This window comes from Micromonospora haikouensis (genome assembly GCF_900091595.1).
In the GTDB taxonomy this organism is placed as follows: Bacteria; Actinomycetota; Actinomycetes; order Mycobacteriales; family Micromonosporaceae; genus Micromonospora; species Micromonospora haikouensis.
In genome coordinates this window covers 41,572-63,030 of sequence record NZ_FMCW01000016.1, presented here as the reverse complement: position 1 = coordinate 63,030, position 21,459 = coordinate 41,572, and the positions used below count along the sequence as shown (strand labels likewise).

Genomic DNA, 21,459 nt, shown 5'->3' with positions numbered 1-21,459 from the left:
GTCAGGCCCGGTCCGCGCGCAGCGCGGCCCGCCACCCGCCGGCGGCGCTGACGTCCCGGGCGTCGCGTACCCCGTGGTCGCTGGCCAGGAAGCCGGTCACGGTCGTGCCGTCATCCAGGCCGACCGGCCCGAGCCCGAGCGGCGGCGGGATGCTGCCCAGCAGCGCGCCGACCGCCTGCTGCGGCAGCTGCCACACCTCGACGGCGATGCCGCCGTCGGGTCCGTCGCCGGTGAACACCAGGCCGGGCCGGGCGACGCCGGGGCCGGGCAGCCGGTAGAGCCGGTACCCGGGGGCCGTGCGGGCCCGGGTGTGCAGCCGCCCGCCGAGCGCGACGAGCTGCGGGTTGAGCGGCATCCCGGTCAGGTGCGCCCCGGCGACCGCGACCAGCGCGGTCCCCGGTGACGGCGCGTCCACCCCGCGCGGCGGCTCGCCGCACCAGCGGGCGGCCAGGTCGAGCAGCGGCAGGTCGGCGAAGGCCGGCGCGACGAACTGCACCCCGAAGGGCAGGCCGTCGGCCCGGGCGCCGGCCGGCACGGCCACCGCGCACAGGTCCAGCAGGTTGACGAAGTTGGTGTACGTGCCGAGCCGGCTGTTGACGCCGACCGGGTCGGCGGCGACCTCCGCGAGGGTGGGGTGTCCCGGCGTGACCGGCAGCAGCAGGGCGTCGACGTCCAGCCAGACCTGCTCGGTGGCCCGGCGCAGCGCGGCGAGCCGGTCCAGCGCGGCGAACACGTCGGGGCCGGCGACGTCCCGGCCGGGTGTCACGATGCTGCGGACCGTCGGGTCCACGCCGGCACCGGACAGGTGCGCCCCGAACGCGGCCCACCGCTCGGCGACCCACGGCCCGCCGTACAGCAGGGCGGCGGCGGCCAGGAACGGACCGAGGTCGACGGGCACCACCTGGGCGGCCACCGTGTCGAGCCGGCGCAGCGCCGCCGCCCAGGCCGCCCGGTGGGGCGGGTCGAGGTCCAGGTCACCGGCGGGCACCGCGACCGTACGCATCCGGGCGGCCACGCCGGGCGGCGGGGCCGGCGGAGCCGGCCGCGACCACGGGTCGTCGGGGTCGGCCCAGGCCAGCACGTCGAGGGCGGACGCGGCCCCGGCCACCGTGCGGGTGAACGTGGTGACGCAGTCCAGCGACCGGCAGGCCGGCAGCAGCCCACGGGTGGAGACCAGCCCACGGGTCGGCTTGAGCCCGACGAGGCCGTTGAACGCAGCCGGCACCCGGCCGGAGCCGGCCGTGTCGGTGCCCAGCGCCAGCGGCACCAGGCCGGATGCCACCGCGACGGCGCTGCCGGAGCTGCTTCCGCCGCTGACGTGCGCCGGGCTGTGGACGCTGTGGCAGGCGCCGTACGGGCTGCGGGTGCCGACGAGGCCGGTGGCGAACTGGTCCATGTTGGTCTTGCCGACCGGGGCCGCGCCGGCCGCCACCAGGCGGCGTACGGCGGTGGCGGACGTGGCCGCCGGCCGGTCGGCCAGGTCGGGGCAGGCCGCCGTGGTCGGGTAGCCGGCGACGTCCAGGTTGTCCTTGACGGCGAACCGGACGCCGGCCAGCGGCCCGTCGGGCGCCTCGGCGGCGAACCGCGCCACCGCCTCCGGGGAGAACTCCGTGATCCAGACCGGTTGCCGCGTCACGACGCCCACCCGAGCAGCCGCACCGGGGTCGGGTCGTAGCCGTTGCACGGGTTGTTCACCTGTGGACAGTTGCTGATCAGGACCAGGATGTCGCGCTCCGCGCGGAGTTCGACGTGCTTGCCGGGGGCGGAGACGCCGTCTTCGAAGGTGAGCCCGCCGGCCTCGGTCAGCGGCACGTTCATGAAGAAGTTGATGTTGTGGGTGAGGTCCCGCTTCTCCAGCCCGCCGGCCACGGCGTAGCGCAGGAACGTGCTCCGGCAGGCGTGCTGGTGGCGGGTGTGTTCGCCGTAGCGCACGACGTTGCTCTCCTTGGCGCACGCGCCGCCGAGGGTGTCGTGCCGGCCGCAGGTGTCGTCGACGATCGTGGCCAGCGGGTCGAGGCGCACGCTGCGCAGCACCGAGCCGGTGGTCAGGTACGCCGAGCCCTGCGCGCGGACGGTGTCCACGGCGCTGTACCGGTTGGCGGTGTCCCGCGCGTCGTACAGCAGGGTGTCCACGGCCTGGTTGCCGTGCAGGTCGACGATGCGCAGCCGGCCGCCGGCCGGGATCTCGCCGAGCCAGCCGTCGCCGGCCGCGACGGTCACGTCGAACAGGACCTCCGGGTCCACCGGGGCGCTCATCGCGCGCTCCGCTCGGCGGCGGCCAGCGCCCGGGCGGACTCGGCCCGGAACGCCCGGCTGGGGTCGTCGGCGGGCGCGGGGTCGCCGGGGGCGACCACGGCCCGTACGCCGGCCGGCCGCCACCGCGCAGCCGGGTCCAGCGGGTGCGGGGCGGTGGCGAACACCACCAACAGGTCCTGTTCGGCCCGCAGGCACACCCAGTCGCCGGCCGCGGTGTGCCCCGGGACGTAGCCGAGGGTGCCGCGCTCGTCGCCGCCGGGTCGCACCTTGACGAACCAGTTGACGGTGGCGTGCAGGTCGCGCTCGCCGAGGCCGTGCCCGTACAGCTCGTCGAGCAGCAGGCTGCGGGCGCTGCGCCGCCATCCGTTGCGGTCGCGCCCGTAGTCCGACGGGCCGAACCGGGCCAGGTCGGCGTCGACGCTGTGGCCGGTGATCGCGTCGTGCCAGTCCGACGAGGAGCCGGTCACCGAGGCCAGCGCCCTGCCCATGTCCGACATCAGCACCATCGGCGGGTGGATCCGCGCCGACATCTGCGCCTTCAGGGTGTCCGGCACGTTGAGCCGTTCCCACCGGTCGTCCGCCGCGTACAGCAGCATGCTGGCGACCGCGTCGGCGCCCAGCGCCGCCAGGCGCAGGGTGCTGCCGCGCCTCAGGATAAGTGACCAGGCAGCGCCGCCCGGGACGTCGTGCTGGTAGCCGCTGGCGTCGGCCATCAGGTCTCCTTGTCGGATCGAAGTAGGAACCGGGCGATCCGTTCGCCGATCACCACTGCGGGCATCGCAGTGGTCGCCCGCGGGATCGTCGGCATGATCGAGCAGTCCGCGACGAAGCAGCCCGCGACGCCGTGCACCTGCCCGTCGTGGCCGACAACAGTCGTGGGATCGGTGGCGGGGCCCATCTTGCAGGTGCCGACCGGGTGCCAGTAGTTGTCGGGGTTGGCCTGGATGTGGCGTACCAGGCTGGCCCGGTCGGCCAGCTCCGGCCCCGGCCGCAGCTCGCGCCCGACCAGCTCACGCACTGCGGGCGAGGCGGCGATGGCCCGCAGCGCTTCGATGCCCTCGGCGAGCACCTGGGCGTCGTGGCCCTCGGGGTCGCTCAGGAAACGGTGGTCGATGAGCGGGTTGGCCTCCGGGTCGAGCGAGCGGATACGCACGTGGCCCCGGGAGCGCGGCAGCAGGGCACCGACGCCGCAGCTCCACCGCTTCTGCTCGCCCCGGTGGGTGGGGCTGTAGGGCAGGAAGTGCATGTCGAAGACGTCGGGGTCGAACGACGACGCCGCTTTGGCCATCGCCTGTTCGTCGGGGGCCCAGCCGCTCTCGCGCGCCCGCCGCATGGCGGCGCTCATCGCGTCGGAGCCGGCCCAGCTCATCAGCAGGAACGGTTGGTCGTGCAGGTTCTCCCCGACACCGGGCAGGTCGCTGACGACGTCGATGTCCAGCTCCTTGAGCAGGCGCGGATCGCCGATGCCGGAGCGTTGCAGGACCTGCGGCGAGTTGTAGGCGCCCCCGCAGACGACGACGCGATCGGCGTGCACGACATGCGACTCGCCGCGCCAGAGCACCACGACGCCGGTGGCTCTGCCCGCGGTGACGAGGACCCGGTCGACGTGCGCCGCACCGACGATCCGGAGATTCGCCAGGTGCCGGACCGGGTCGAGGTAGGCGAATGCGGTGTTCCATCGGATGCCGTCGACGATGTTGTTGTCCTCTGGCGCGAACCCGACCGTCTCGTCGAGGTCGTTGAGCGTCTCCAGCTGTGGCAGACCGATGGCGGTTCCGCCGTCGTACCACGCCCGCTGCCAGGGCGTCAGCTCCTCGGCGCGGTACCGCTTGACCCGCATCATCTCGGTGGCCTCGGCGAAGAGCGGTCGCAGTTCGTCGGTGCTCCACCCGGGGTTGCCGGCGGCGGCCCAGTCGTCGTAGTCGCGCCGGTGGCCCCAGGTCTGGGTGGTCCCGTTGAAGTCGGAACAGCCCCCGATGGCGCGGGCCCGCTCGAAGGCGACCCTGGTGGGCAGGGTGTCGCCGGAGTCGTAGCCCCAGTCGTGGGAGTGGCCGAGCCGGGTGGCGTCGAGGATGTCCGCGGGCCACGCGGCGGAGCCGAAGGGACCGAAATCCGGCCCGGCCTCCAGCACGAGCGTGTCCACCCCGGCCAGGGCGAGTCTCGCCGCGACGACGTTGCCGCTCGTGCCGCCGCCGACGACGACGGTCCCCGCCTCCCGGGGCAGATGATCAGGCATGCCAGGTCCCCCCACTTGTCCTTGTCAGTCCGCGAATCCGGGCCCGTGCACCACCGTCGCGCCGACCACCGTGCGCAGCACCGGGCGGGCGGCGGCCTCGGCCAGCTCCGCCAACGGCGAACTGAGCGGGTCGACCTCCAGCTCGACCCAGTCGGCGAGATAGCCGGGTGCGAGCCGACCGCGCTCGCGCTCGGCAAAGCAGTAGTACGCCGCCGAGGTGGTGTACATCGCCAGCGCCTCCGCCGCGGTGACCGCCTGATCGGGTCCGAGCGGTCCGCTCCAGCCGCGGACCTGCCGGCTGCGCGCCTGCCACATGCCGAACAGCGGCGCCATGGGGAAGTCGGGTCCGTCGGAGCCGCCCGCGACGGTGACACCGGCGTCGAGCCAGGCGCGCAGCGGCGCGAGTGGGACCTCCTCCCCGAACTGCCTGGCGATGCCGGCGCCGACGCGCCACTGCATCGACGGCTGGCTGGAAAGGACGACGCCCAGCCGGGCCGCACGGGCCATGTCGGCGGGCGCCGGCCACAGGTACGAGTGCATGATCGAGAATCGCAGGGGCGCAATCGGCCACCGCGCGTCGACGCGTTCGAAGTGGTCCAGTGCGAGCGTGACGGCGGCGTCGCCGACGGCGTGCACGGCGACGGAGTGGCCGTTCTGCGCGCAGTGCGCGACGAGTTCGGCGAAGACGTCGGCGGGACAGGTCAGGTTGCCGTGGTAGGAGGGCCGCCCCGGCCACGGCCGGGAGATGAGCGCGGTGCCGAACCCTCCGGCGCCGTCGAGGTAGATCTTCAGCGGGCCGCGCCGGAAGCGGGAGTCACCGCGACCGGTGCCCACGCCCTCGGCGCCGAGCCCGGCGAGGAACCGCGCGGGTGGCACGCTCGTGTCGGCCAGTGGCATGCCCATCGTGCGCAGGGTCAGCCAGCCCTCGGCTGCCGCCTCCCGGTAGACCCGCATCTCCGCCTCGACCAGGCCGGGCTCGCTGGCGCTGGTGATGCCGATGCTGTGCAGGTAGGACTGCGCCTGCGCCAATGCCGCGCGAAGCGCCTGGTGCCCGGGGGCCGGGACGTGGGCCAATACCAGCTCGGCGGCGGGACGTTCGACCAGGATCCCGGTCGGCTCGCCGTGCGCGTCGCGCTCCAGGTGCCCGCCGGTGGGATCGGGTGTACGGGCGTCGATGCCGCAACGCCGCAGGGCCGCCGAGTTGGCGATCGCGTCGTGGGTACGCCGGTCCAGGACGACGGCGGTGCCGCCGGTGACCCGGTCGAGGTCGTACCGGTCGGGCAGCCTGCCCTCGGCCAGGTCCTCGGCGTGGAAGTGGGCCCCGACGACCGCCCAGTCGAGCCCCGGTCGGTCTGCCAGCCAGGCGCCGATACGCTCGCAGACCTCCTGGATCGAGTTCGCCTCGGCGATGACGAGTCGGCGCTGTTCGATCCCGGTGACCAGCGTGTGCAGGTGGGAGTCGAGGAAACCCGGCACCACCACGCCCCGCGCCGCGACCTCGATCGTCTCCGGCGGTGCCGCCGCACGGACCTCGGCCGCTTCCCCGATCGACACCACGCGGTCGTCGGCGACGAGCATCGCCGACGCCACCGGCCGGGCCGGATCCATGGTGTGGATCCGGCCCAGCAGCAGGACGGGTGGGGCCGCGGTCTGCGCGGCCCCACCGCCGGTCATCCTGCGAGCCACTTGGTGTACCAGGCGAGCAGTGCGTCCTGCTGCTTGGACCTGGCCTCGGAGTCCTGGAAGACCGCCGACGAATGCGCGGGCGCATTGACGATCTTCGCCTTGGTCTCCTCGTCCATGAAGTTGAACGCCTCGGGGTTGCCCGGACCGTAGCCGGTCAGCTTGGCGAACGCCGCCTGACGCTCCGGGTCGTTGAAGACCTTGGCCAGGGCCTGGATGTTCGTCATGTTGGGCGCGCTGGCCGGGATGGCGATCACGTTCGGTGCGACGATCGCCTGGTCGAAGGAGATGGTGACGTCCACGCCCTGGTTCTTGAGGGCGACCGCCTGACCGGAGGGGCCGGCCACGACCGCGGCCGTCTTGGAGGTCAGCAGCTGCTGGATCTGCGGGTAGGAGGTGTAGAAGACCATGTTCGGCCGAAGCTCGTCGAGCTTCTTGGTGCACAGGTCCAGGTCGAGCGGGTACAGCTTGTCCGGGGCGATGCCCGAGGCCAGCTCGGCCATCTCGCAGGCGCTGTCGTAGCTGCCCGGGCTGCCCATCCAGCCACGCTTGCCGGGGAACTTCTTGACGTCCCAGAAGTCGGCCCAGGTCTTCGGCCCACCGTTGGGGAAGGTCTCGGTCAGGTACGCCTGGACGTGCCCGACCAGGAAGGTGCCGAACGCGTAGTCGCGGATGTTCTCGGGCAGGTTGGTGTCGCGCCCGACCGCGTCGTCGAGCCGGGCGATGTTGGCCTTGTTCTGGTAGACGACGTCCAGGCCGACGTGGATCGCGTCGTAGTCGCCCTTGCCGCCGGTGAGCATCGTGTTCACGATGGCGTCGGCTTCGACCTCGGAGATCACCTTGACGCCGGTGTCCTTGGTGAAGTCGTCGAAGTAGGTGGTGTACCGGGCCTTGTTGGTGGGGCCGCCGAAGTCGGCCCAGACGATCTTTCCGCTCAGGCTCTGCGAGCCGTCGGAGCTCGCGGGCTTGTCGGAGTCCGTGGACGAGCAGCCGGCGAGAACGAGCGCCAGCGCTGTTCCGGCGACAAGCGCCGCGCGCAGTCGCCGGCTCGGGTGGGTCAGGAGTATGCGCAAGGGTTCCTCCATGTGCTTTCCGCATGCCTGGTTAGCTGTCGCAGCAACGCCCCCCCGCGTTGGATCCATTAGACCTTTGGTTGGATCCCGAACTCAATATGTGCATCCACAATTCCTCGTCTCGGTTCCGTTACGCGGGTGTATCCAGCACGGGCAGGCCAGCCACAAACCGGTCCAGAACGGTGCCAAGCAGGCGGGATATCTCCGCCTGCCCAGCCAGGTCGTAGAGCGCGCCGGCAAAGGCGATCGACCCGGTCGAGACGACCGCCCCGCCCCCCTCGCGCGGCACCAGCACGAGATCGGCGTGCACCCGGGGGTTACGCGCGCCACCGAGCACCCGGCTCGTCATGTTGAAGTTCTCCCGCGCCTCGATCATGTCGTCGCCGTGCCCGACCGAGCTGGCCAGCACCACGGCATCCGGTGAGGTCCCCAGCAACGGACTCACGGAGTCGATCTCCAGCCCCGCCGCGCCGCCGGAAACCCCGTACCCGCCAAAGTACTCCCTGGTCAGGCCCGCGAAGACCCAGGCGACCGCGGGGTCGGTGGCCACCCGCCGGTAGCCGGCGGACGCGCCCGGATTGCCGGCGGCCACGAATCCCACACCGAAGGTCTTCTGCGGCGCCCGACCGTTGAACCGCCAGATACCACCCAGACGACCGGTGAAACCGAGGTGGTACTCCCCCGGCTCGGCCAGCCACGCCTGCGTCCCACCCCACCGCCGGATCTCGATCACCTGGTCGTCGCAGGGGTCGTAGCCGGTGACCCAGTACATGCCGTTGCCGCCGGTGTAGATGAGCCGCCCACCCGTAGCGACGTACTCCTCGTAGGCCCGCAGCATCTCCAGGCTCGGATACTCCGGATGGGTACCGGTCAACACCGCACGGTAGCGCGCCAGCAGACCCACCCCCTCGGCGTGCAGGTCGTGATCGGTGACGATGTCGACCTCCCGGCCGGTGCGGTCCAGCCAGTCGACCACCTGCATGTCGCCGGTGAACTGCCACACCGGCGCGTTGTGGTCGTAGACCCGCTCGCGCAGCGTCAGCAGCGGCCGGCGCCAGCTCGAATAGCACACCCCCGAACCGTCGGCGTGTGCCTCGTACAGGGAGTACCCCAACTCCCGGCGCGCGTCGCGGAACAGCTCGAAGTCGTCGAGCGTCGGCACCATCTGGCTCCAGACCTGGGTACGTGGGCTGTCCACGCCCACGTGGTCGTTGCCGTAGGCGAGGTAGCTGTTGGTGGGCAGCACGAGCAGCACCGGTGCGGTCGCCGTCCCTTCGGGCGGCGCGACGAAGACGGGAACCGTGTCCCGGCCGCCGTCGGTATCGGTCAGCTCGAGGGCGTAGACGCCGCTGCGCAGCTCCGGCGGTAGGACCAGCTCGCCCTGGAACCGCCAGCCACAGTCGGTCATGTCGTCGCGGTGGAAGTGCAGCGCGGCGTACTCCCGCGCCGCGAACCGGAAGTCGGCGACGTCACCGGTCCAGCCGGAGGAACGCACCGCCCGCTGCGGATGGTTCACCGCGGTGCCGTGCAGTCCCCCCGGGCCGACATCGGCCACCAGGGCGGTACGCGCGATCCCGGTCGGTCCGATCGCCGCCGCCAGGTCCCAGTGGGCCAGCAGCGCCGGATGCCGAACCAGCTCCACGCGCGTGCCGGCGGCGGTGGCATCGGCGACCAGGACCGGGGACTCGATCCGGCCGTCGTAGCACCGCACCGGCGCACCGGCCGTCCCGGTTCCGGCGCAGGCCCAGAAGAACGGGCCGGCCCCGGGCACCGGGTCACCCGCAAGGATCGTCGACGACGTGTGCGGCGGCGCGGATGGACGTACCAGATGGTTGGCCTCGAAGGTGCCGGCCAGCGCGACCGTCAGCGCGAGCGGGCGTCCGGCCTGGCCCCCGATCACCGCCGTCAGCTCGTACCAGCAGCCGGCCTGGGGTACGAGGCCGGCTGCGACCTCGGTCAGGCCGGAATCGGTCGCCACCCGCAGCGTGAAGCGGCCCTCGGCGTCGAGGCCCACCGCCCAGCCGGAACCCTCCTGCGGGCAGCCGTGGGCGAGCAACTCCTGGGCACCGTCCCCCGGCCGGGTGGGCATCGCCGCGAGCGACACCACCAGCCCTTGCTCGCCCGGTGCAGGCAGGTCGTCGACCCGCACGTAGGAGCCGACCGCGGTCTGCTGGTCGATCCCGTCCCCGCCGATCGGCGCGACGGCGTCCACCCGCTCCTGCCGGCGCTCGACCCCGGCCGACGGGATCGCGAGTGCCCGCAGGCGGACCAGTTCCGCCCGCCACCTGGCGGCCGTCGTGCTGACCGCCAGGCGCACCGTGTCACCGGGGCGGTAGGAGACCCGGTCGCAGTAGCCCGTGACCCCGCTGGGCACGGGTACGGGCCGCGGCTGGCTCACCAGGTCACGCCGTAGTCGTGCAGCCGGCGGACCAGCACGTCGTACTCCGCCTCGTCCCGGGTGGCGTGGCGCACGCCGTCGACCAGCTGCGGTGGCCCGCCGCGTACGGGCGAACGGACGCCTATCGCGAACCCCTCCGGCGTCTTGAGGATGAGGTAGCGCGGCTTGTCGGGGTCGGGATTGCGACGTACGAAGTCGAACACGTCGATCAGGTCGCGCGGGTGGGGACCGGCGGGACAGGCCGCCGCCTGTGCCATCAGCTGCGCGGTCAGCACCGGCCTGAGCCGGTTTTCCAGGATCCACTCGTCGTGCGGCGACAGGGCCATCGCCACCGTCTCCTTCCACCTCGGCAGCTGCGCGTCAGGACAGGTTCGTCGGAACAGCTGGGTCGGAACAGGTGCGTCAGAACATGCCGAAGTACTCCCGCTGCTCCCAGTCCGAGACGTGCAGCAGGTAGCGCTCGTACTCGGCCCGCTTGAGGCGGGCGTACCAGTCGACGACGACGTCGCCCAGCGCCGCCCGGAACACCCCGTCGGCCTCCAGCGCGGCCACCGCCTCGCCGAGCGAGCGGGGCAGCGGCGGCGCGGCGGCGTCGTACGGGTTAGTGGTCGGCGGCCGCAGCTCCAGGTCGCGGGTGATGCCGTCGAGGCCGCTGACCGCCTGCGCGGCGATGTACAGGTAGGGGTTGGCCGCCGGCTCCCCGGAGCGGTTCTCCAGCCGGGTCGCCGGGTCACCCGGGCCGCCGACGGCCCGCACCATGGCACCCTTGTTGTCCACCCCCCAGGCGACCCGGTCCGGGGCCAGCGAGTGGCTCTGGTAGCGCTTGTAGCCGTTGACCGTCGGCGTGGTGAACGCCGCCGCCGCGGCGGCGTGGCGCAGCAGCCCCTCCAGGTAGGCGCGGCCGGTCGCCGACAGGGGCCCGGCGTCGCCGACGTCGGGCACGAACGCGGCCCGGCCGGTGCGCAGGTCGGTCAGCGACTGGTGCAGGTGCCAGCCGGTGGAGGCCGTCTCGGCCCCCTGCGGCCGGGACATGAACGTCGCGTGGAAGCCGTGCCGCCGGGCGATCTGCCGCACCGCGCTGCGGCACACCACCACCGCGTCGGCGGTCGTCGCGGCGTCGGCCGCCGCCATGGTCAGCTCCAGCTGGCTCGGCCCGAACTCCAGCTCGATCGAGCGCAGCGGCAGGTCGAGCGAGGTCAGCCCGGTGTAGAGCGCCTGCACCAGCGCGTCGAGGCCGTCGAGCGCCTCCTCGTGCAGCAGTTGCGCGCCGGGCGTCGTCGGGCCGACCGGGGCGGCCGCGCCGGGCGCGCCGGGCCGGCCGACCCGGTCACCGGTGAGCCCCGTGCCGGCCGCGCGGAAGACGTGGAACTCCAGCTCGGCGCCGACGGTCATCCCGTAGCCGCGCCCGGCCAGCGCGCCCAGCTGGTCCCGCAGCAGGCCGCGGGTGCAGAAGGGCACCGCCGAGCCGTCCGGGAAGCGGACGTCGCACAGGACCCACCCGGTGCGCTCGGCCCACGGCACGACCCGGAAGGAGGACGGATCCGGCACGAGGACGATGTCGCCGGCACCGGCGAAGCCGGCGACGCCGACCCCGGTGTCGGCGGCGAACACCGGGAAGACCGACCTGCCCGAGGTGTCCTTGAGCAGCAGCGAACTGGGCGCGGTCAGGCCCGAACGCATGACCGCGGCGACCGCGGACCGGGCGATGGTCTTGCCCCGGATGATCCCGTGCTGGTCGACGAAGCCGAAGCGGATCATCTCGATGCCGAGCTCGTCGATCACCCGGCGCATCTGCGCCGCGGCGGCGTACTGCGCCTCGGACCACAGGTCGTGCCGGTCGACGAAGCCGCCCCGGTCCTGGGCCAGCATCGGCCGGGCGCTGGCCCCGCCGCCGCCGGCGGAGACGTCGCGCTCGTCGGCGTTACGCACCGGCCACCTCCGACTGCGGCCGGTGCCACGGCGACCGGCTGCGGCGTTCGGCCTCCTTCTCCCGCCACCGCTCCTGCCAGCCCTCGCTGGGCGAGACCATGTCGACGGCCAGCGGGCCGACCAGCCCGGCCGCCTCCGCCTCGTCGAGCGGGTGCGCGGGCAGCGCGCCGCCGGCCTGGAAGGCGTCGATCGCGCGCAGCAGCAGCCGCCGGTTGGCGGTGACGGCGCGGTCGGACACGCCGAGCCGCTCCACGGTCCGGTCCTGGATGCGGCCCATGCTCTCCACCGCCCACTGGTCGTGGACGTTGATGTCGAGCCCCATCCCCGTGTACGTGAGGTCGCGCTGCTCGGCCGGGTCGAAGCCCCAGTTGTTGGACCGGTTGCGCAGCGGGCGGTAGTCGGGCAGGGAGACGTTCTCCAGCCGCTGGCGCAGCAGCGTCTCCTTGTCGGTCCGCTCGGCGAAGTCGTAGAAGATCATGAACCAGTGGTGGTTCTCGTCGTCGATCGGCACGTGCCACTGGGTGAAGACCTTGTCGTTGCCGAACGGCACCACGAAGGCGTTGGGGAACAGCAGGTTGGTCACCCGGACGTGCTTGTGCTGCTCGGTGAGCTGGCGGATCGCGAAGACCCGCAGCCCGTGCTCGGCGCTCTCCACCTCGATGTCGGGGCGGTAGTGGTCGCCGACCAGCTTCGACAGCTTCGTGCCGGTGCCCTCGACCTCCTCGCTGAACTGCTGGCCGTAGACGTCGCGGGGGTCCTCGCCGACGAACCGGTGCAGGAAGGAGACGTGGCTCGGGTCGATGCCGCCCTCCAGCCCCTGCAGCCAGTTGCACTCCCACAGCCCCTTGAAGGCGAACGTGTACTCGTCGGGCGCGGTGAAGCAGTCGTACGCCGGGAAGGGCGGCGGGTCGCCGGCCCCCAGGTAGGCGAAGACGATGCCGTTGCGCTCCACGCACGGGTAGTTGGCGATCCGGATCTTGTCGAGGAACTGGCTGTGCGGGGGCTCGGCGGGCTGCTCCACGCAGCGTCCCTGCGCGTCGTAGAGCCAGCCGTGGTAGAGGCAGCGCAGCCCGCCGTCCTCCAGCCGGCCGTAGGAGAGGTCGACCCCGCGATGGGCGCAGAAGCGACTGATCAGCCCCCAGCCGTCGGCGCGCCGGAACAGCACCAGGTCCTCGCCGAACATCCGGATCGCCTTGACCGGGCGGTCGGCGGGCATCTCCGACACCAGCGCGGCCGGCTGCCAGTAGGCCCGCATGAGGCCGCCCAGCGGGGTGCCGGGCCCGGTCCGGGTGAGCTTCTCGTTGTCTGCCTGTCGCAGCACTGCTTACCTCCGCGGTGGGGGAATGGGGGTGGAGCGGGGATCGGGTGCCGGACGCCCGCCGGCGGCGGTCGGCAGCGGCACCTCGGGGCGGCTCACAGGTCCAGGACCAGCCGGTCGCCCGCGGCGCGGGAGACGCAGACCATCAGGCAGTCCCCCGCCGCCCGTTCCTGGGCCGTGAGGACGTGGTCCCGGTGGTCGACGGCCCCCGCGAGGACCCGGGTTTCGCAGCTGCCGCAGATCCCCTCGTGGCAGTCGTTGACGATCTCGACGCCGGCCTCCAGCAGGACGTCCAGCGCGGACCGGTCGGCGGGCACCGTCAGGTCGACGCCGCTGCGGTCGAGCCGGACGGTGAAGGACCCGGCCGGCTGCGGCTGCTCCGACGCGGGCGCGGAGAACAGCTCGGTACGCAGCCGGTCGGGGCAGCCGGCCGCCTCCGTGGCGGCGCGCAGCCCGTCCAGCAGCCGGCTCGGGCCACAGGCGTAGACCAGCGCGTCAGGCGGCAGCCCGTCGAGCAGGTCGCGCAGCTCGGGCCGGGGCCCGTCGTCGGTGGCGTGCACCCGGATCCGGTCGCCGTGGGGGGCGAGCTCGTCGAGGAACGCCATGCCGCGCCGGCTCCGGCCGAAGTAGTGCAGCCGGAAGACGGCCCCCCGCCGCCGCGCCTCGGCCAGCAGCGGCAGGAGCGGGGTGATGCCGATGCCGCCGGCAACGAACAGGTAGCTGCCGGCGGGTTCCAGCGCGAAGTGGTTGCGCGGGCCGCGCAGCCGGACCCGGTCGCCGGGGCGCAGGTGGTCGTGGACCCAGGCCGAGCCGCCGCGGCCGGCGGGCTCGCGCAGGACCGCGATCCGCCACCACGGGGCGCCGGGCTCGCCGCACAGGGAGTACTGCCGGGTGGAACCGTCGCCGACCACCAGGTCGACGTGCGCCCCGGGGGTCCAGTCCGGCAGTGGCGCGTCGGCGTCGGCCGGGACCAGCTCGACCGACAGCACGCCGGCCGCCTCCAACCGGAGCGCGCGGACGACGAAGGGTAGTTCTGTAGACACGGGCCCCCTCTCATTGGATCCAATGTTACTTTCTTCGGATCCGTTACGGAAGCAAACACACCCATGTCGGGGCCACGTGGGTCCAAGCATCCTCCACCCTGCTATCGTGGTGTGACCCAACGGGCAGGTTTGGTCACCAACGCGGCGTTCCGATGCTCCGCCGCAGGTGAGCGGCCGGGGGGCCCGGATCGATCGACGCAGAGGGAGAGTGGCCGGTTGACCACCGAGGAACTGGCGGCAACCCGCAAGACCGGCGCCGCCCTCGTCGACGACCTCGCCGAGCAGATCCGCAACCGGATCATGACCGGCGAGATCCCGATCGGCGCCCAGCTGCGCCAGGCCGAGCTGGCCAGCAACTTCGGCGTCTCCCGCACCCCGGTCCGGGAGGCGCTGCGCCAGCTGCAGACCAGCGGCCTGATCGAGGTGCTGCCCAACAAGGGCGCCGTGGTCAGCGTCCCCGCGCCGTGGGACGTCCGCGAGGCCTACGAGGTGCGCGCGGAGCTGGAGGCGCTGGCCGCCGCGCGCGCGGTGCGCCGGATCACCCGCGGCCAGATCGACCAGCTCCGGGCGGCCAACCAGGAGATGTACGACCTCTCCGTCGCCGGGCGCGGCGACGGCGTGCCCGCCCAGCACGACCACCGGCGCAGCAACGACGTCTTCCACACGCTGATCGCGAGCATCTCCGGCAACGCCCGGCTGAGCAAGGCGATCAACGACATCAACGAGACCTTCCCGCGCAACGTGTCGGCGCAGTTGATCGTCAACGACAGCCGGCACCGCGACGAGAACTTCCAGGAGCACGAGCGGATCCTGGAGGCGCTGGCCGACGGCGACGCCCAGCGGGCCGCCGACCAGATGCGCGAGCACGTCATCAAGGCAGGCGAGCAGCTGGCCCGCTGGTACGAGCTGCGCTCCTCCACCGTCTTCCGCGGGTAGCATTGGATACAATCTAGCCGTCATGGCATCCACTGAGTTAGCCTGGGCCTGTTCCCCGCACTCAGGAGGTCACATGACGCTCACCACCGTCCCCCGCACGGCCACGGGGCTCGAGGAGAAGCCCCTCGGGCCCCCGAGCGCGCAGCCGCTGAGCGGCGAGATCCTCGTCCGCAGCCGGGTGGACTTCACCAACGAGGCGCGCACCGTGATCTCCGGCGTCTGGGAGAGCGACCCGGGCACGTCGCGCTGGGAGTTCCTCACCCGGGGCGAGATCATCCACGTCGTCTCCGGCCGGATGACCGTCCAGCGCGACGGCGAGGAGCCGGCCGAGGTGACCGCCGGCAGCACGGCCTACTTCCCGATCGGCTGGTGCGGGACGTGGACCGTCCACGAGACGCTGCGCAAGGTCTACGTGGTGTTCAAGTCATGACGAACCCGCCGCCGCCCGCGATCGTGGGCAACGCCGTACTCGTCGTGGTCGACATCCAGGGCGGCCCGGTGCCCGACGAGGAGTCCCGCTCCGAGATCGCCCAGATGGGCGGCCGCCGGGAACGCGCCGACCGGGTGGAACGCCTCATCGACGCCTGCCGCGAGCACGACGTCCCGGTCGTCTTCATCCAGGAGGTCCACAAGCCGAGCCTGGTCGACATCGGCCGCGAGCTGGACGGCGACGAGGGCCCGCACTGCGTCGAGGGGTGGCCCGAGACGGAACTCGCCCCGTGGGTGCGGCCGCGCCCCGAGGAGTTCCTCATCCGCAAGCGGCGCTACTCGGCGTTCTTCGGCACCGAGCTGGAGATCGTGCTCAAGGCGTACCGGGCCGGGACGGTGCTGCTGATCGGCGGGCTCACCGACGTGTGCATCCACTACACGGCCGTCGACGCCCACCAGCACGACTACCGGGTCCGGGTGCTGACCGACTGCGTCGGCGGCTCCTCCCGCGAGGCGCACGACGCCGCGCTGCGCGCCGTGCGGTACCTCCAGCGCGACGCCCTCGTCACCAGCGACCAGGTCTTCGCCTGGCTGGCCGCGGGCAAGCCGACCGCCGACGGTACGCGGCCGACCGCCGACGTCGCAGGCGGGCCGGCCGCCGGCTGAGCACACACGTGGCCGGGGCGCCCCCGCAGGAGCGCCCCGGCCACGGGCCTCACCGGCCGAACATCGCCCGCCGGGGATTGTCCACCGTCATCATCGTGAGCACCTCGGGCTCGATGCCCGCCGCCACCGCGTACTCGGTGAACTCCTCGAACAGGAAGCACATCCCCGGCCCGCCCAGCTCGGCCTGGTGGGACCGCTGGCTGACGTCCTGCGACAGCAGGATCTTCGCGGCGAAGCCCCGGTCGACGAGGTGCCGGAGGTAGTCCACCCGCCGCCGCAGCTCCGGCACGACCACCTGCCCGCCGCTCTTGCAGGCCATCATGCAGTCGTACTGGACGTAGACGCCCCGGTGGAGCAGATCCAGCGAGTAGCGCACGTCCTTGACCGTGTCGGTGTGCCCGATCACGATCCGTTCCGGGTCGACGCCCTCGGCCGTGAGGATGTCGATCTGCGCCTCGCCGGTGGGGTAGGTGGGCGCGTGGGTGCTCACCAGCGCCCCGGTCTCGACCGCCGCCCGGCCGGCGGCCCGGAACGAGCGCTCCTCGTTGGCGGTGATCCTCGGCTGGTCGGAGGCGATCTCCCCGATCAGGCCGGCGCGCACGCCGGTGCCGGGGATCTCGTCGAGCAGGTCCGCGACCAGGTGGTCGGCGATCTGGTTGGTGCTGGTGCGCTCCCACCAGCCCTGGTCGAGGTACGCCTCGAAGTAGTGCCCCGTGCCCAGCACCACGGTGACGCCGGTGCGCTCGGCCAGTTCCCTGGTCGCCAGCACGTTGGCCACCGAGCGCGACCCGGTGACCGGGTTCTGCACCTGGTGGGCCGGGTCCCGGTCGTAGTAGACGGGCGCGGCGTACGCGCTCAGCTCCCCGTTCGTGACGTCCCACAGGGTCTTCCCGCCGCGCTCGACGAACCGGCGGATGTCGCGCTCCCGCTCCTCCCACACCGTCATGAACCCGTCCCGCGACTCGGTGCGGGTCAGGTTGGCGAAGACGTGCTCGTGGGGCAGGGTCAGCCCGAGGTCGTCCGGGCCGATCGGCCCGGTGACCGACCACACCTGGTCCATGCCGCGTCCCCTAGTGGCAGCAGGCGTCGTCGGCGCCGGCGCCGTGGCGGCGCGGGGCCGGCAGGTCCAGCGACGGGTTGCGGTCGAAGAAGCCGTCCGGCTCCAGCCGCATGCCGATGCGGTGCACCGCCATGATCGGCCACTCCTCGGGGCGGGGGTCGTGGTGCACGCCGACGACCGGCCACAGCACGAGTTCGACGCCGTCGAGCGACCGGTTCGCCTGCTGCCAGGCGGTGATGCCCTCCGCGCCGAGCGGCGCCTGGTTCGGGTACTCGCCGGCGATGAACCGCTCCGTCGGCTCGTACGGCGTGGCCCAGAGCTGCCTGGCGACGAACGGCGCCTTCCGCTCGACGACGCTGCCCGGCCGGGCGTAGAGCCGGGCGGTGTTGGGCAGGGTGAGGCGGTAGCCGGTCTGGTCGCCGTAGCGGTTGGTCCGCGACGTGCTCTCGACCAGCCAGTGCACCGCCTTCGCCGGGTTGGTGCTGCGGGCCGCCTCGGCCTCGGTGGTGATCGGCGTGCGCACCATCCGGCAGGCGTTGCCGTACGGGTTGAGCGCCTCGTCCTCCTCGACCTCGGCGTGGATCTCGTAGAGCCGGTTGAGCGGGCCGTCGACCCCCATGTCCAGCCGCAGGCCGAAGTAGTGCTGGTGGTTGGGGGCCTGCACGTTGGGGGCGACCAGGCGGCCGTAGCGGGGCGTCTGCCCGTCGTCGATGCCGGAGACCGACATGACACCGGTCAGCTTGATCTCCAGGTCGATCATGCCGTCCTGGTAGAACGACCAGTAGAAGCCGTAGTCGTAGTTGGCCACGGTGGCGAAGAAGGAGATCACCAGGCGGCGGCTGCGCCGTACGTCCGCCTCACCGGTGCGGGTGTTGACGTGCTTCCACAGGATCGAGAAGTCCTCCTCGTGCAGGCAGACCGCGTTCTTGATGGTGCGCGCCTCGCCGTGGCCGTTGAGCACGGCGGTGTCGAAGTAGCGGATCTCCCCGAGGCAGTCGCAGCCCAGCTCCAGCGACGCGGTGAGCGGCCCGGCGCCGTACTCGCCCCAGTCGAAGAAGTTCTTGCGGTACGCGGTCGGGTCGCTGTCGAGATAGGGCACGTACATCTCGCTGACGGCCGCCCGGCGCACCACCGGCCGCGCCTCGTCGCCGTCGTGGTAGACGACGTCGTGCAGCACCAGGCCCTCGCGGTGGGTGAAGCCGACGCGGAACGACCAGTTCTGCCAGGTGACCAGCTGCCCGTCGATGGTGAAGCCCGGCCCCTCGGGCTGGACGATCTCCAGCGGCGCGACGTGCCGGTCCGGCCCCCACGTGCCGGAGCGGTAGTTGCCCGTCTCGGAGGCCATCGGGAGCACCCCGTGGTCCTCGATCCGGACCACCTCGAGGGTCTCCAGGTCGATGATCGGCACGAGCCCGGCGACGGGCCGGGCGTAGCCGTTGTCGTCCTCGCTCACCCGGTGCCAGACGGTGCCCCAGGACAGCCGCCGGCCGACCAGGTCCTCGGGCTCGAAGCCGGTGATCGACTCGGGGTCGACCCAGACCAGCGAGACGTCGGTGATGCCGCGCCGGGCCAGCGCCGCCTGGAACGCGGCGTCCTCGCGGCACGCCTGGGCGACCATCCGGGCCTCCTCGCTGGAGACGCCGGGCCGCTCGGCGTCGACCGGCGTCCAGGAGGCGATCGACGCCGGCCGGTCGGTGCCCGACGTCCACGCGCCGACCTCCCAGGCGGCGTGGGCGTCGGGGTTCATCACCACCAGCCGCACCGGCCGGCCCTGCCCCGGGGCGAGGGCCCGGGCCAGTCCCTCCTCGACGGCGATCCCCCAGTAGCGCGGGCGCTTGCCGATCCGCGGATCGTCGCCGACCAGCGCGACGACCTCGGCGATCTCGGCTGCGGTGAGGGGGTCGTTCCAGTGCGCTGCGGTCGTCATGAGTCCTCCACGGGGTGCGGGATGCGGGCGGCGGGCACCGGCCCACCGGCGGGGGAAGCCGGGGCCGGCGGCGCGGGCGTCACGGGTCGAGCCGGCGCTGCACGCCGACGAAGTCGAGGTCGCGGCGGTCGTCGCCGCCGCACAGGTCGGCGACGGCCGCGCCGATCGCCGGGGCGAACTTGAACCCGTGCCCGGAGCACGCGGCGGCGACGACCACCGGCGGGGCCCAGGGCAGCCGGCCGAGCACGAACCGCCGGTCCCGGGTCATCGTGTAGAGGCAGGACGCGGCCTCGACCACGTCCCGCTGCGGGTCGGCGGCCACGCCGGGGACGTAGCGCGCCATCAGGCGGCACAGCTCGCCGATCTCGTCGGCGGTCGGCGGCGCGGCCGGCCGCCGCGGGTCCCAGACCTCCCCGGCGTCGACGCCGGCCTTGAAGCCGTTGCCGGCGGCGTCGGGGATGCCGAAGACGAGGCCCTCGGGCCGGTCCACGGAGAAGGCGCCGAGCCGGGGCGGCCGGGCGGCCGGCTGGTCGGGGCGGAGCGTGACGGTGACGATGCGCCACACCTCGAACAGGTCGGCGAACTCGGGCACGACCCGGCCGGCCCAGGCGCCGGTGGCGAGCACCAGCGAGCGTGCCCGGATCCGGCGGGCGGTGGTCTCGACCAGGCACCCGTCGCCGGTCGCCCGCCAGCTCAGCATGCGTTCGCCGAAGGCCAGCTCCGCGCCGGCCGCCCGGGCCCCGGTGCGGGCCACCGCCAGGGCGGTGCCGGCCTCGACGACCCCGGCGGACGGGTCGTACACGGCCCGGTGACCGTCCGGCACGGCGAAGGAGGGCATCAGCTCCCGCAGCCGGCCCCGGTCCTCGACGACCTCGCAGCCGGGCCCCTGGAGCTGGGCCGTCCCCCGGTGGGCGTAGAGGCCGCCGGTGCGCCGCACCAGGGTCTCGCCGCTGGCCCGCTCCCAGCGCTCCCAGCCGGCGAAGGCCCGCGCGACGAGGTCGTTCCAGACCGGGTTGGGGTACGCGCGTCGGATCATCCGGGTCCGGCCGTGCGACGAGCCCCGGTGGTGGTCCTCGGCGAACTGGTCGATCGCCACGACGTCCATGCCGCGCAGGGCGAGCTCGTAGGCGGCGGCCGAGCCGTGCACGCCGAGCCCGACGACGAGGACGTCGACCTCGGGCGGCCCGCTCACGGGTTCGCTCCCCGGGCGATCTCGGCCACCGCACCCAGCAGCGCGTCGAGGTCGGCGTCGTTGTTGTAGACGTGCACCGAGGCCCGGACCACGGCGGGCACGCCGCGCAGGCCGAGGTCCCACTGGCCGTGGCTGGCCGGCACCGACACCGTGCGCACGCCGCGCACGGCCAGCCGCCGGCTGACCGCGTCGCTGCCGAGACCGTCGACGGTGAACGTGACGATGCCCGAGCGGCTGGCCGGCGGGTCCTGCACGGTCACCCGGTCGATGGCGGCGAGCCCCCGGCGCAGCCGGGCCCCGCACGCGGTCAGGTACGCCTCGGTCGCCTCGACGCCCCGGTCGAGCAGCTGGGTCAGCGCCACCCCCAGGCCGAGCCGGCCGGCCACCGAGGACTCCCAGGTCTCGAAGCGGCGGGCCGTCGGCGCCAGGGTCCACTGGTGCGTGCCCGTCCACACCGCGCCCCGCACGTCGGGCGCGACGGGCGTGAGCCGGTCGAGGAAGCCGCCGCGCAGGTACGCGAAGCCGGTGCCCCGGGGGGCGCGGAGGAACTTGCGGCCGGTCGTCACCAGGGCGTCGCAGCCGATCTCGTCGACGTCGATGCGCAGCTGCCCGACCGACTGGGTGGCGTCGAGCAGGTAGACCGCGCCGGAGCGGCGGGTCAGCGCGCCGATGTCGCGCGCCGGCTCGACCAGGCCCGAGGACGTCGGCACCTGGGCGACGCAGACGACGTCGCGCGGGCCGCCGGTGAGCGCCCGCTCCAGCCGGTCGAGGTCGACCGCGCCGTCGGGGCCGCTGGGCAGGACGACGAGCTCGGCGCCGGTCTCCCGGGTCAGGCTGAGCAGGTGCAGGGCGTGGCTGACGTAGGTCGAGCGGGCGACCAGCACGCGGCTGGTCGCGTCGAGGCGGAGCGCGTCGACGACGACCCGCAGGCCGGTGCTCGCGCTGTCGGACAGGGCGATCTCCTCGGCCCGGGCGCCGACGAGACGCGCCGCCGAGGCGTACACCTCCTCGATGCGGCCGGCGACGGCCGCGGCGGCCTCGTAGCCGCCCTCGGTCTCCTCGCGCCGCAGGTGGGCGACGACCTCGTCGACCACCGCTACGGTGGGCAGGGCGGAACCGGCGGAGTTGAGGTGGTGCGCGTGGCGCACCCCGACCGTCTGCGCCCGTTCCCGGGCGACGTCCACGGGCCGCGCGAGGGTGCCGAGCCGGTCGACGTCCGCGTGGTCAGCGTTCACCGAGAGCTCCACCGTCGACCGCTCCCCCAACTTCCCGACATGGGATCCAGAAAGACCGAATGTGGATCCCATCGTACG

18 protein-coding genes are annotated in these 21,459 nt (G+C 73.3%); 3 read left to right on the top strand and 15 right to left on the bottom strand.

The annotated features are described in order from the left end of the window. Position 1 precedes the first annotated feature (1 nt). The 11 genes from atzF to GA0070558_RS17680 form a co-directional block, all read right to left on the bottom strand. The gene (atzF, locus tag GA0070558_RS17730) at positions 2 to 1,636 is read right to left on the bottom strand and encodes an allophanate hydrolase (protein ID WP_091281571.1); all 1,635 of its coding nucleotides are present in this window, start codon (positions 1,634 to 1,636) and stop codon (positions 2 to 4) included. Then, positions 1,633 to 2,256, bottom strand: a complete 624-nt coding sequence (locus GA0070558_RS17725) for an urea amidolyase associated protein UAAP2 (RefSeq protein WP_077939754.1) — start codon at positions 2,254 to 2,256, stop codon at positions 1,633 to 1,635. Before GA0070558_RS17725 ends, atzF begins: the two co-directional genes overlap by 4 nt. Then, positions 2,253 to 2,969: an urea amidolyase associated protein UAAP1 gene (locus GA0070558_RS17720; RefSeq protein ID WP_091281358.1), complete on the bottom strand. Its 717-nt coding sequence runs from the start codon at positions 2,967 to 2,969 to the stop codon at positions 2,253 to 2,255. Before GA0070558_RS17720 ends, GA0070558_RS17725 begins: the two co-directional genes overlap by 4 nt. Beyond that, positions 2,969 to 4,492, bottom strand: a complete 1,524-nt coding sequence (locus tag GA0070558_RS17715) for a GMC family oxidoreductase (protein ID WP_077939752.1) — start codon at positions 4,490 to 4,492, stop codon at positions 2,969 to 2,971. Before GA0070558_RS17715 ends, GA0070558_RS17720 begins: the two co-directional genes overlap by 1 nt. Positions 4,493 to 4,516: 24 nt before the next feature. Next, complete coding sequence (locus GA0070558_RS17710; RefSeq protein WP_077939751.1) at positions 4,517 to 6,166, bottom strand: amidohydrolase; 1,650 nt, start codon at positions 6,164 to 6,166, stop codon at positions 4,517 to 4,519. Further along, positions 6,163 to 7,248, bottom strand: a complete 1,086-nt coding sequence (locus tag GA0070558_RS17705; protein WP_158229492.1) for an extracellular solute-binding protein — start codon at positions 7,246 to 7,248, stop codon at positions 6,163 to 6,165. The genes GA0070558_RS17710 and GA0070558_RS17705 overlap by 4 nt, the downstream gene beginning before the upstream one ends. A 130-nt stretch (positions 7,249 to 7,378) precedes the next feature. Then, positions 7,379 to 9,646, bottom strand: a complete 2,268-nt coding sequence (locus GA0070558_RS17700; protein ID WP_091281354.1) for a N,N-dimethylformamidase beta subunit family domain-containing protein — start codon at positions 9,644 to 9,646, stop codon at positions 7,379 to 7,381. Then, on the bottom strand, positions 9,643 to 9,972 hold the full coding sequence (locus tag GA0070558_RS17695; protein ID WP_077939748.1) for a N,N-dimethylformamidase alpha subunit family protein: 330 nt from the start codon (positions 9,970 to 9,972) through the stop codon (positions 9,643 to 9,645). The genes GA0070558_RS17700 and GA0070558_RS17695 overlap by 4 nt, the downstream gene beginning before the upstream one ends. A 76-nt stretch (positions 9,973 to 10,048) precedes the next feature. Continuing rightward, positions 10,049 to 11,575, bottom strand: a complete 1,527-nt coding sequence (locus GA0070558_RS17690; protein ID WP_198956738.1) for a glutamine synthetase family protein — start codon at positions 11,573 to 11,575, stop codon at positions 10,049 to 10,051. Continuing rightward, positions 11,568 to 12,896, bottom strand: a complete 1,329-nt coding sequence (locus GA0070558_RS17685; protein ID WP_077939747.1) for a Rieske 2Fe-2S domain-containing protein — start codon at positions 12,894 to 12,896, stop codon at positions 11,568 to 11,570. The genes GA0070558_RS17690 and GA0070558_RS17685 overlap by 8 nt, the downstream gene beginning before the upstream one ends. A 92-nt stretch (positions 12,897 to 12,988) precedes the next feature. Continuing rightward, positions 12,989 to 13,936 carry a PDR/VanB family oxidoreductase gene (locus tag GA0070558_RS17680; protein ID WP_256091992.1) on the bottom strand — a complete coding sequence of 316 codons (948 nt, stop codon included), beginning with the start codon at positions 13,934 to 13,936 and terminating at the stop codon, positions 12,989 to 12,991. Positions 13,937 to 14,152: 216 nt separating this feature from the next. On the opposite strand from GA0070558_RS17680, the gene GA0070558_RS17675 reads away from it, so the two are divergent. The 3 genes from GA0070558_RS17675 to GA0070558_RS17665 all read left to right on the top strand — a co-directional run bounded on the left by GA0070558_RS17675 (position 14,153) and on the right by GA0070558_RS17665 (position 15,967). Continuing rightward, positions 14,153 to 14,872 (top strand): GntR family transcriptional regulator, encoded by a 720-nt coding sequence (locus GA0070558_RS17675; protein ID WP_218107007.1) that lies wholly within the window; start codon positions 14,153 to 14,155, stop codon positions 14,870 to 14,872. 73 nt (positions 14,873 to 14,945) lie between these two features. Then, the gene (locus tag GA0070558_RS17670) at positions 14,946 to 15,302 is read left to right on the top strand and encodes a cupin domain-containing protein (RefSeq protein WP_091281345.1); all 357 of its coding nucleotides are present in this window, start codon (positions 14,946 to 14,948) and stop codon (positions 15,300 to 15,302) included. Further along, positions 15,299 to 15,967, top strand: a complete 669-nt coding sequence (locus GA0070558_RS17665) for a cysteine hydrolase family protein (RefSeq protein ID WP_077939743.1) — start codon at positions 15,299 to 15,301, stop codon at positions 15,965 to 15,967. Before GA0070558_RS17670 ends, GA0070558_RS17665 begins: the two co-directional genes overlap by 4 nt. A 49-nt stretch (positions 15,968 to 16,016) precedes the next feature. On the opposite strand, the gene GA0070558_RS17660 is transcribed toward GA0070558_RS17665, so the two are convergent. The 4 genes from GA0070558_RS17660 to GA0070558_RS17645 form a co-directional block, all read right to left on the bottom strand. Then, positions 16,017 to 17,027: a phosphotriesterase family protein gene (locus GA0070558_RS17660; protein ID WP_077939742.1), complete on the bottom strand. Its 1,011-nt coding sequence runs from the start codon at positions 17,025 to 17,027 to the stop codon at positions 16,017 to 16,019. A 10-nt stretch (positions 17,028 to 17,037) separates the two neighbouring features. Next, positions 17,038 to 18,954, bottom strand: a complete 1,917-nt coding sequence (locus tag GA0070558_RS17655; RefSeq protein WP_091281342.1) for a primary-amine oxidase — start codon at positions 18,952 to 18,954, stop codon at positions 17,038 to 17,040. A gap of 79 nt (positions 18,955 to 19,033) precedes the next feature. Next, complete coding sequence (locus GA0070558_RS17650) at positions 19,034 to 20,146, bottom strand: FAD-dependent oxidoreductase (RefSeq protein WP_091281340.1); 1,113 nt, start codon at positions 20,144 to 20,146, stop codon at positions 19,034 to 19,036. Further along, positions 20,143 to 21,381 carry an aminotransferase class V-fold PLP-dependent enzyme gene (locus GA0070558_RS17645; protein ID WP_176734253.1) on the bottom strand — a complete coding sequence of 413 codons (1,239 nt, stop codon included), beginning with the start codon at positions 21,379 to 21,381 and terminating at the stop codon, positions 20,143 to 20,145. The genes GA0070558_RS17650 and GA0070558_RS17645 overlap by 4 nt, the downstream gene beginning before the upstream one ends. Positions 21,382 to 21,459 lie beyond the last annotated feature (78 nt).

Bases quoted from the DNA above. Each gene is read 5' to 3' on its own strand.
- GA0070558_RS17660 (WP_077939742.1), bottom strand. From the start codon at position 17,027: ATGGACCAGGTGTGGTCGGTCACCGGGCCGATCGGCCCGGACGACCTC.
- GA0070558_RS17710 (WP_077939751.1), bottom strand. From the start codon at position 6,166: ATGACCGGCGGTGGGGCCGCGCAGACCGCGGCCCCACCCGTCCTGCTG.
- GA0070558_RS17665 (WP_077939743.1), top strand. From the start codon at position 15,299: ATGACGAACCCGCCGCCGCCCGCGATCGTGGGCAACGCCGTACTCGTC.
- GA0070558_RS17695 (WP_077939748.1), bottom strand. From the start codon at position 9,972: ATGGCCCTGTCGCCGCACGACGAGTGGATCCTGGAAAACCGGCTCAGG.
- GA0070558_RS17670 (WP_091281345.1), top strand. From the start codon at position 14,946: ATGACGCTCACCACCGTCCCCCGCACGGCCACGGGGCTCGAGGAGAAG.
- GA0070558_RS17725 (WP_077939754.1), bottom strand. From the start codon at position 2,256: ATGAGCGCCCCGGTGGACCCGGAGGTCCTGTTCGACGTGACCGTCGCG.
- GA0070558_RS17655 (WP_091281342.1), bottom strand. From the start codon at position 18,954: ATGACGACCGCAGCGCACTGGAACGACCCCCTCACCGCAGCCGAGATC.
- GA0070558_RS17715 (WP_077939752.1), bottom strand. From the start codon at position 4,492: ATGCCTGATCATCTGCCCCGGGAGGCGGGGACCGTCGTCGTCGGCGGC.
- GA0070558_RS17720 (WP_091281358.1), bottom strand. From the start codon at position 2,969: ATGGCCGACGCCAGCGGCTACCAGCACGACGTCCCGGGCGGCGCTGCC.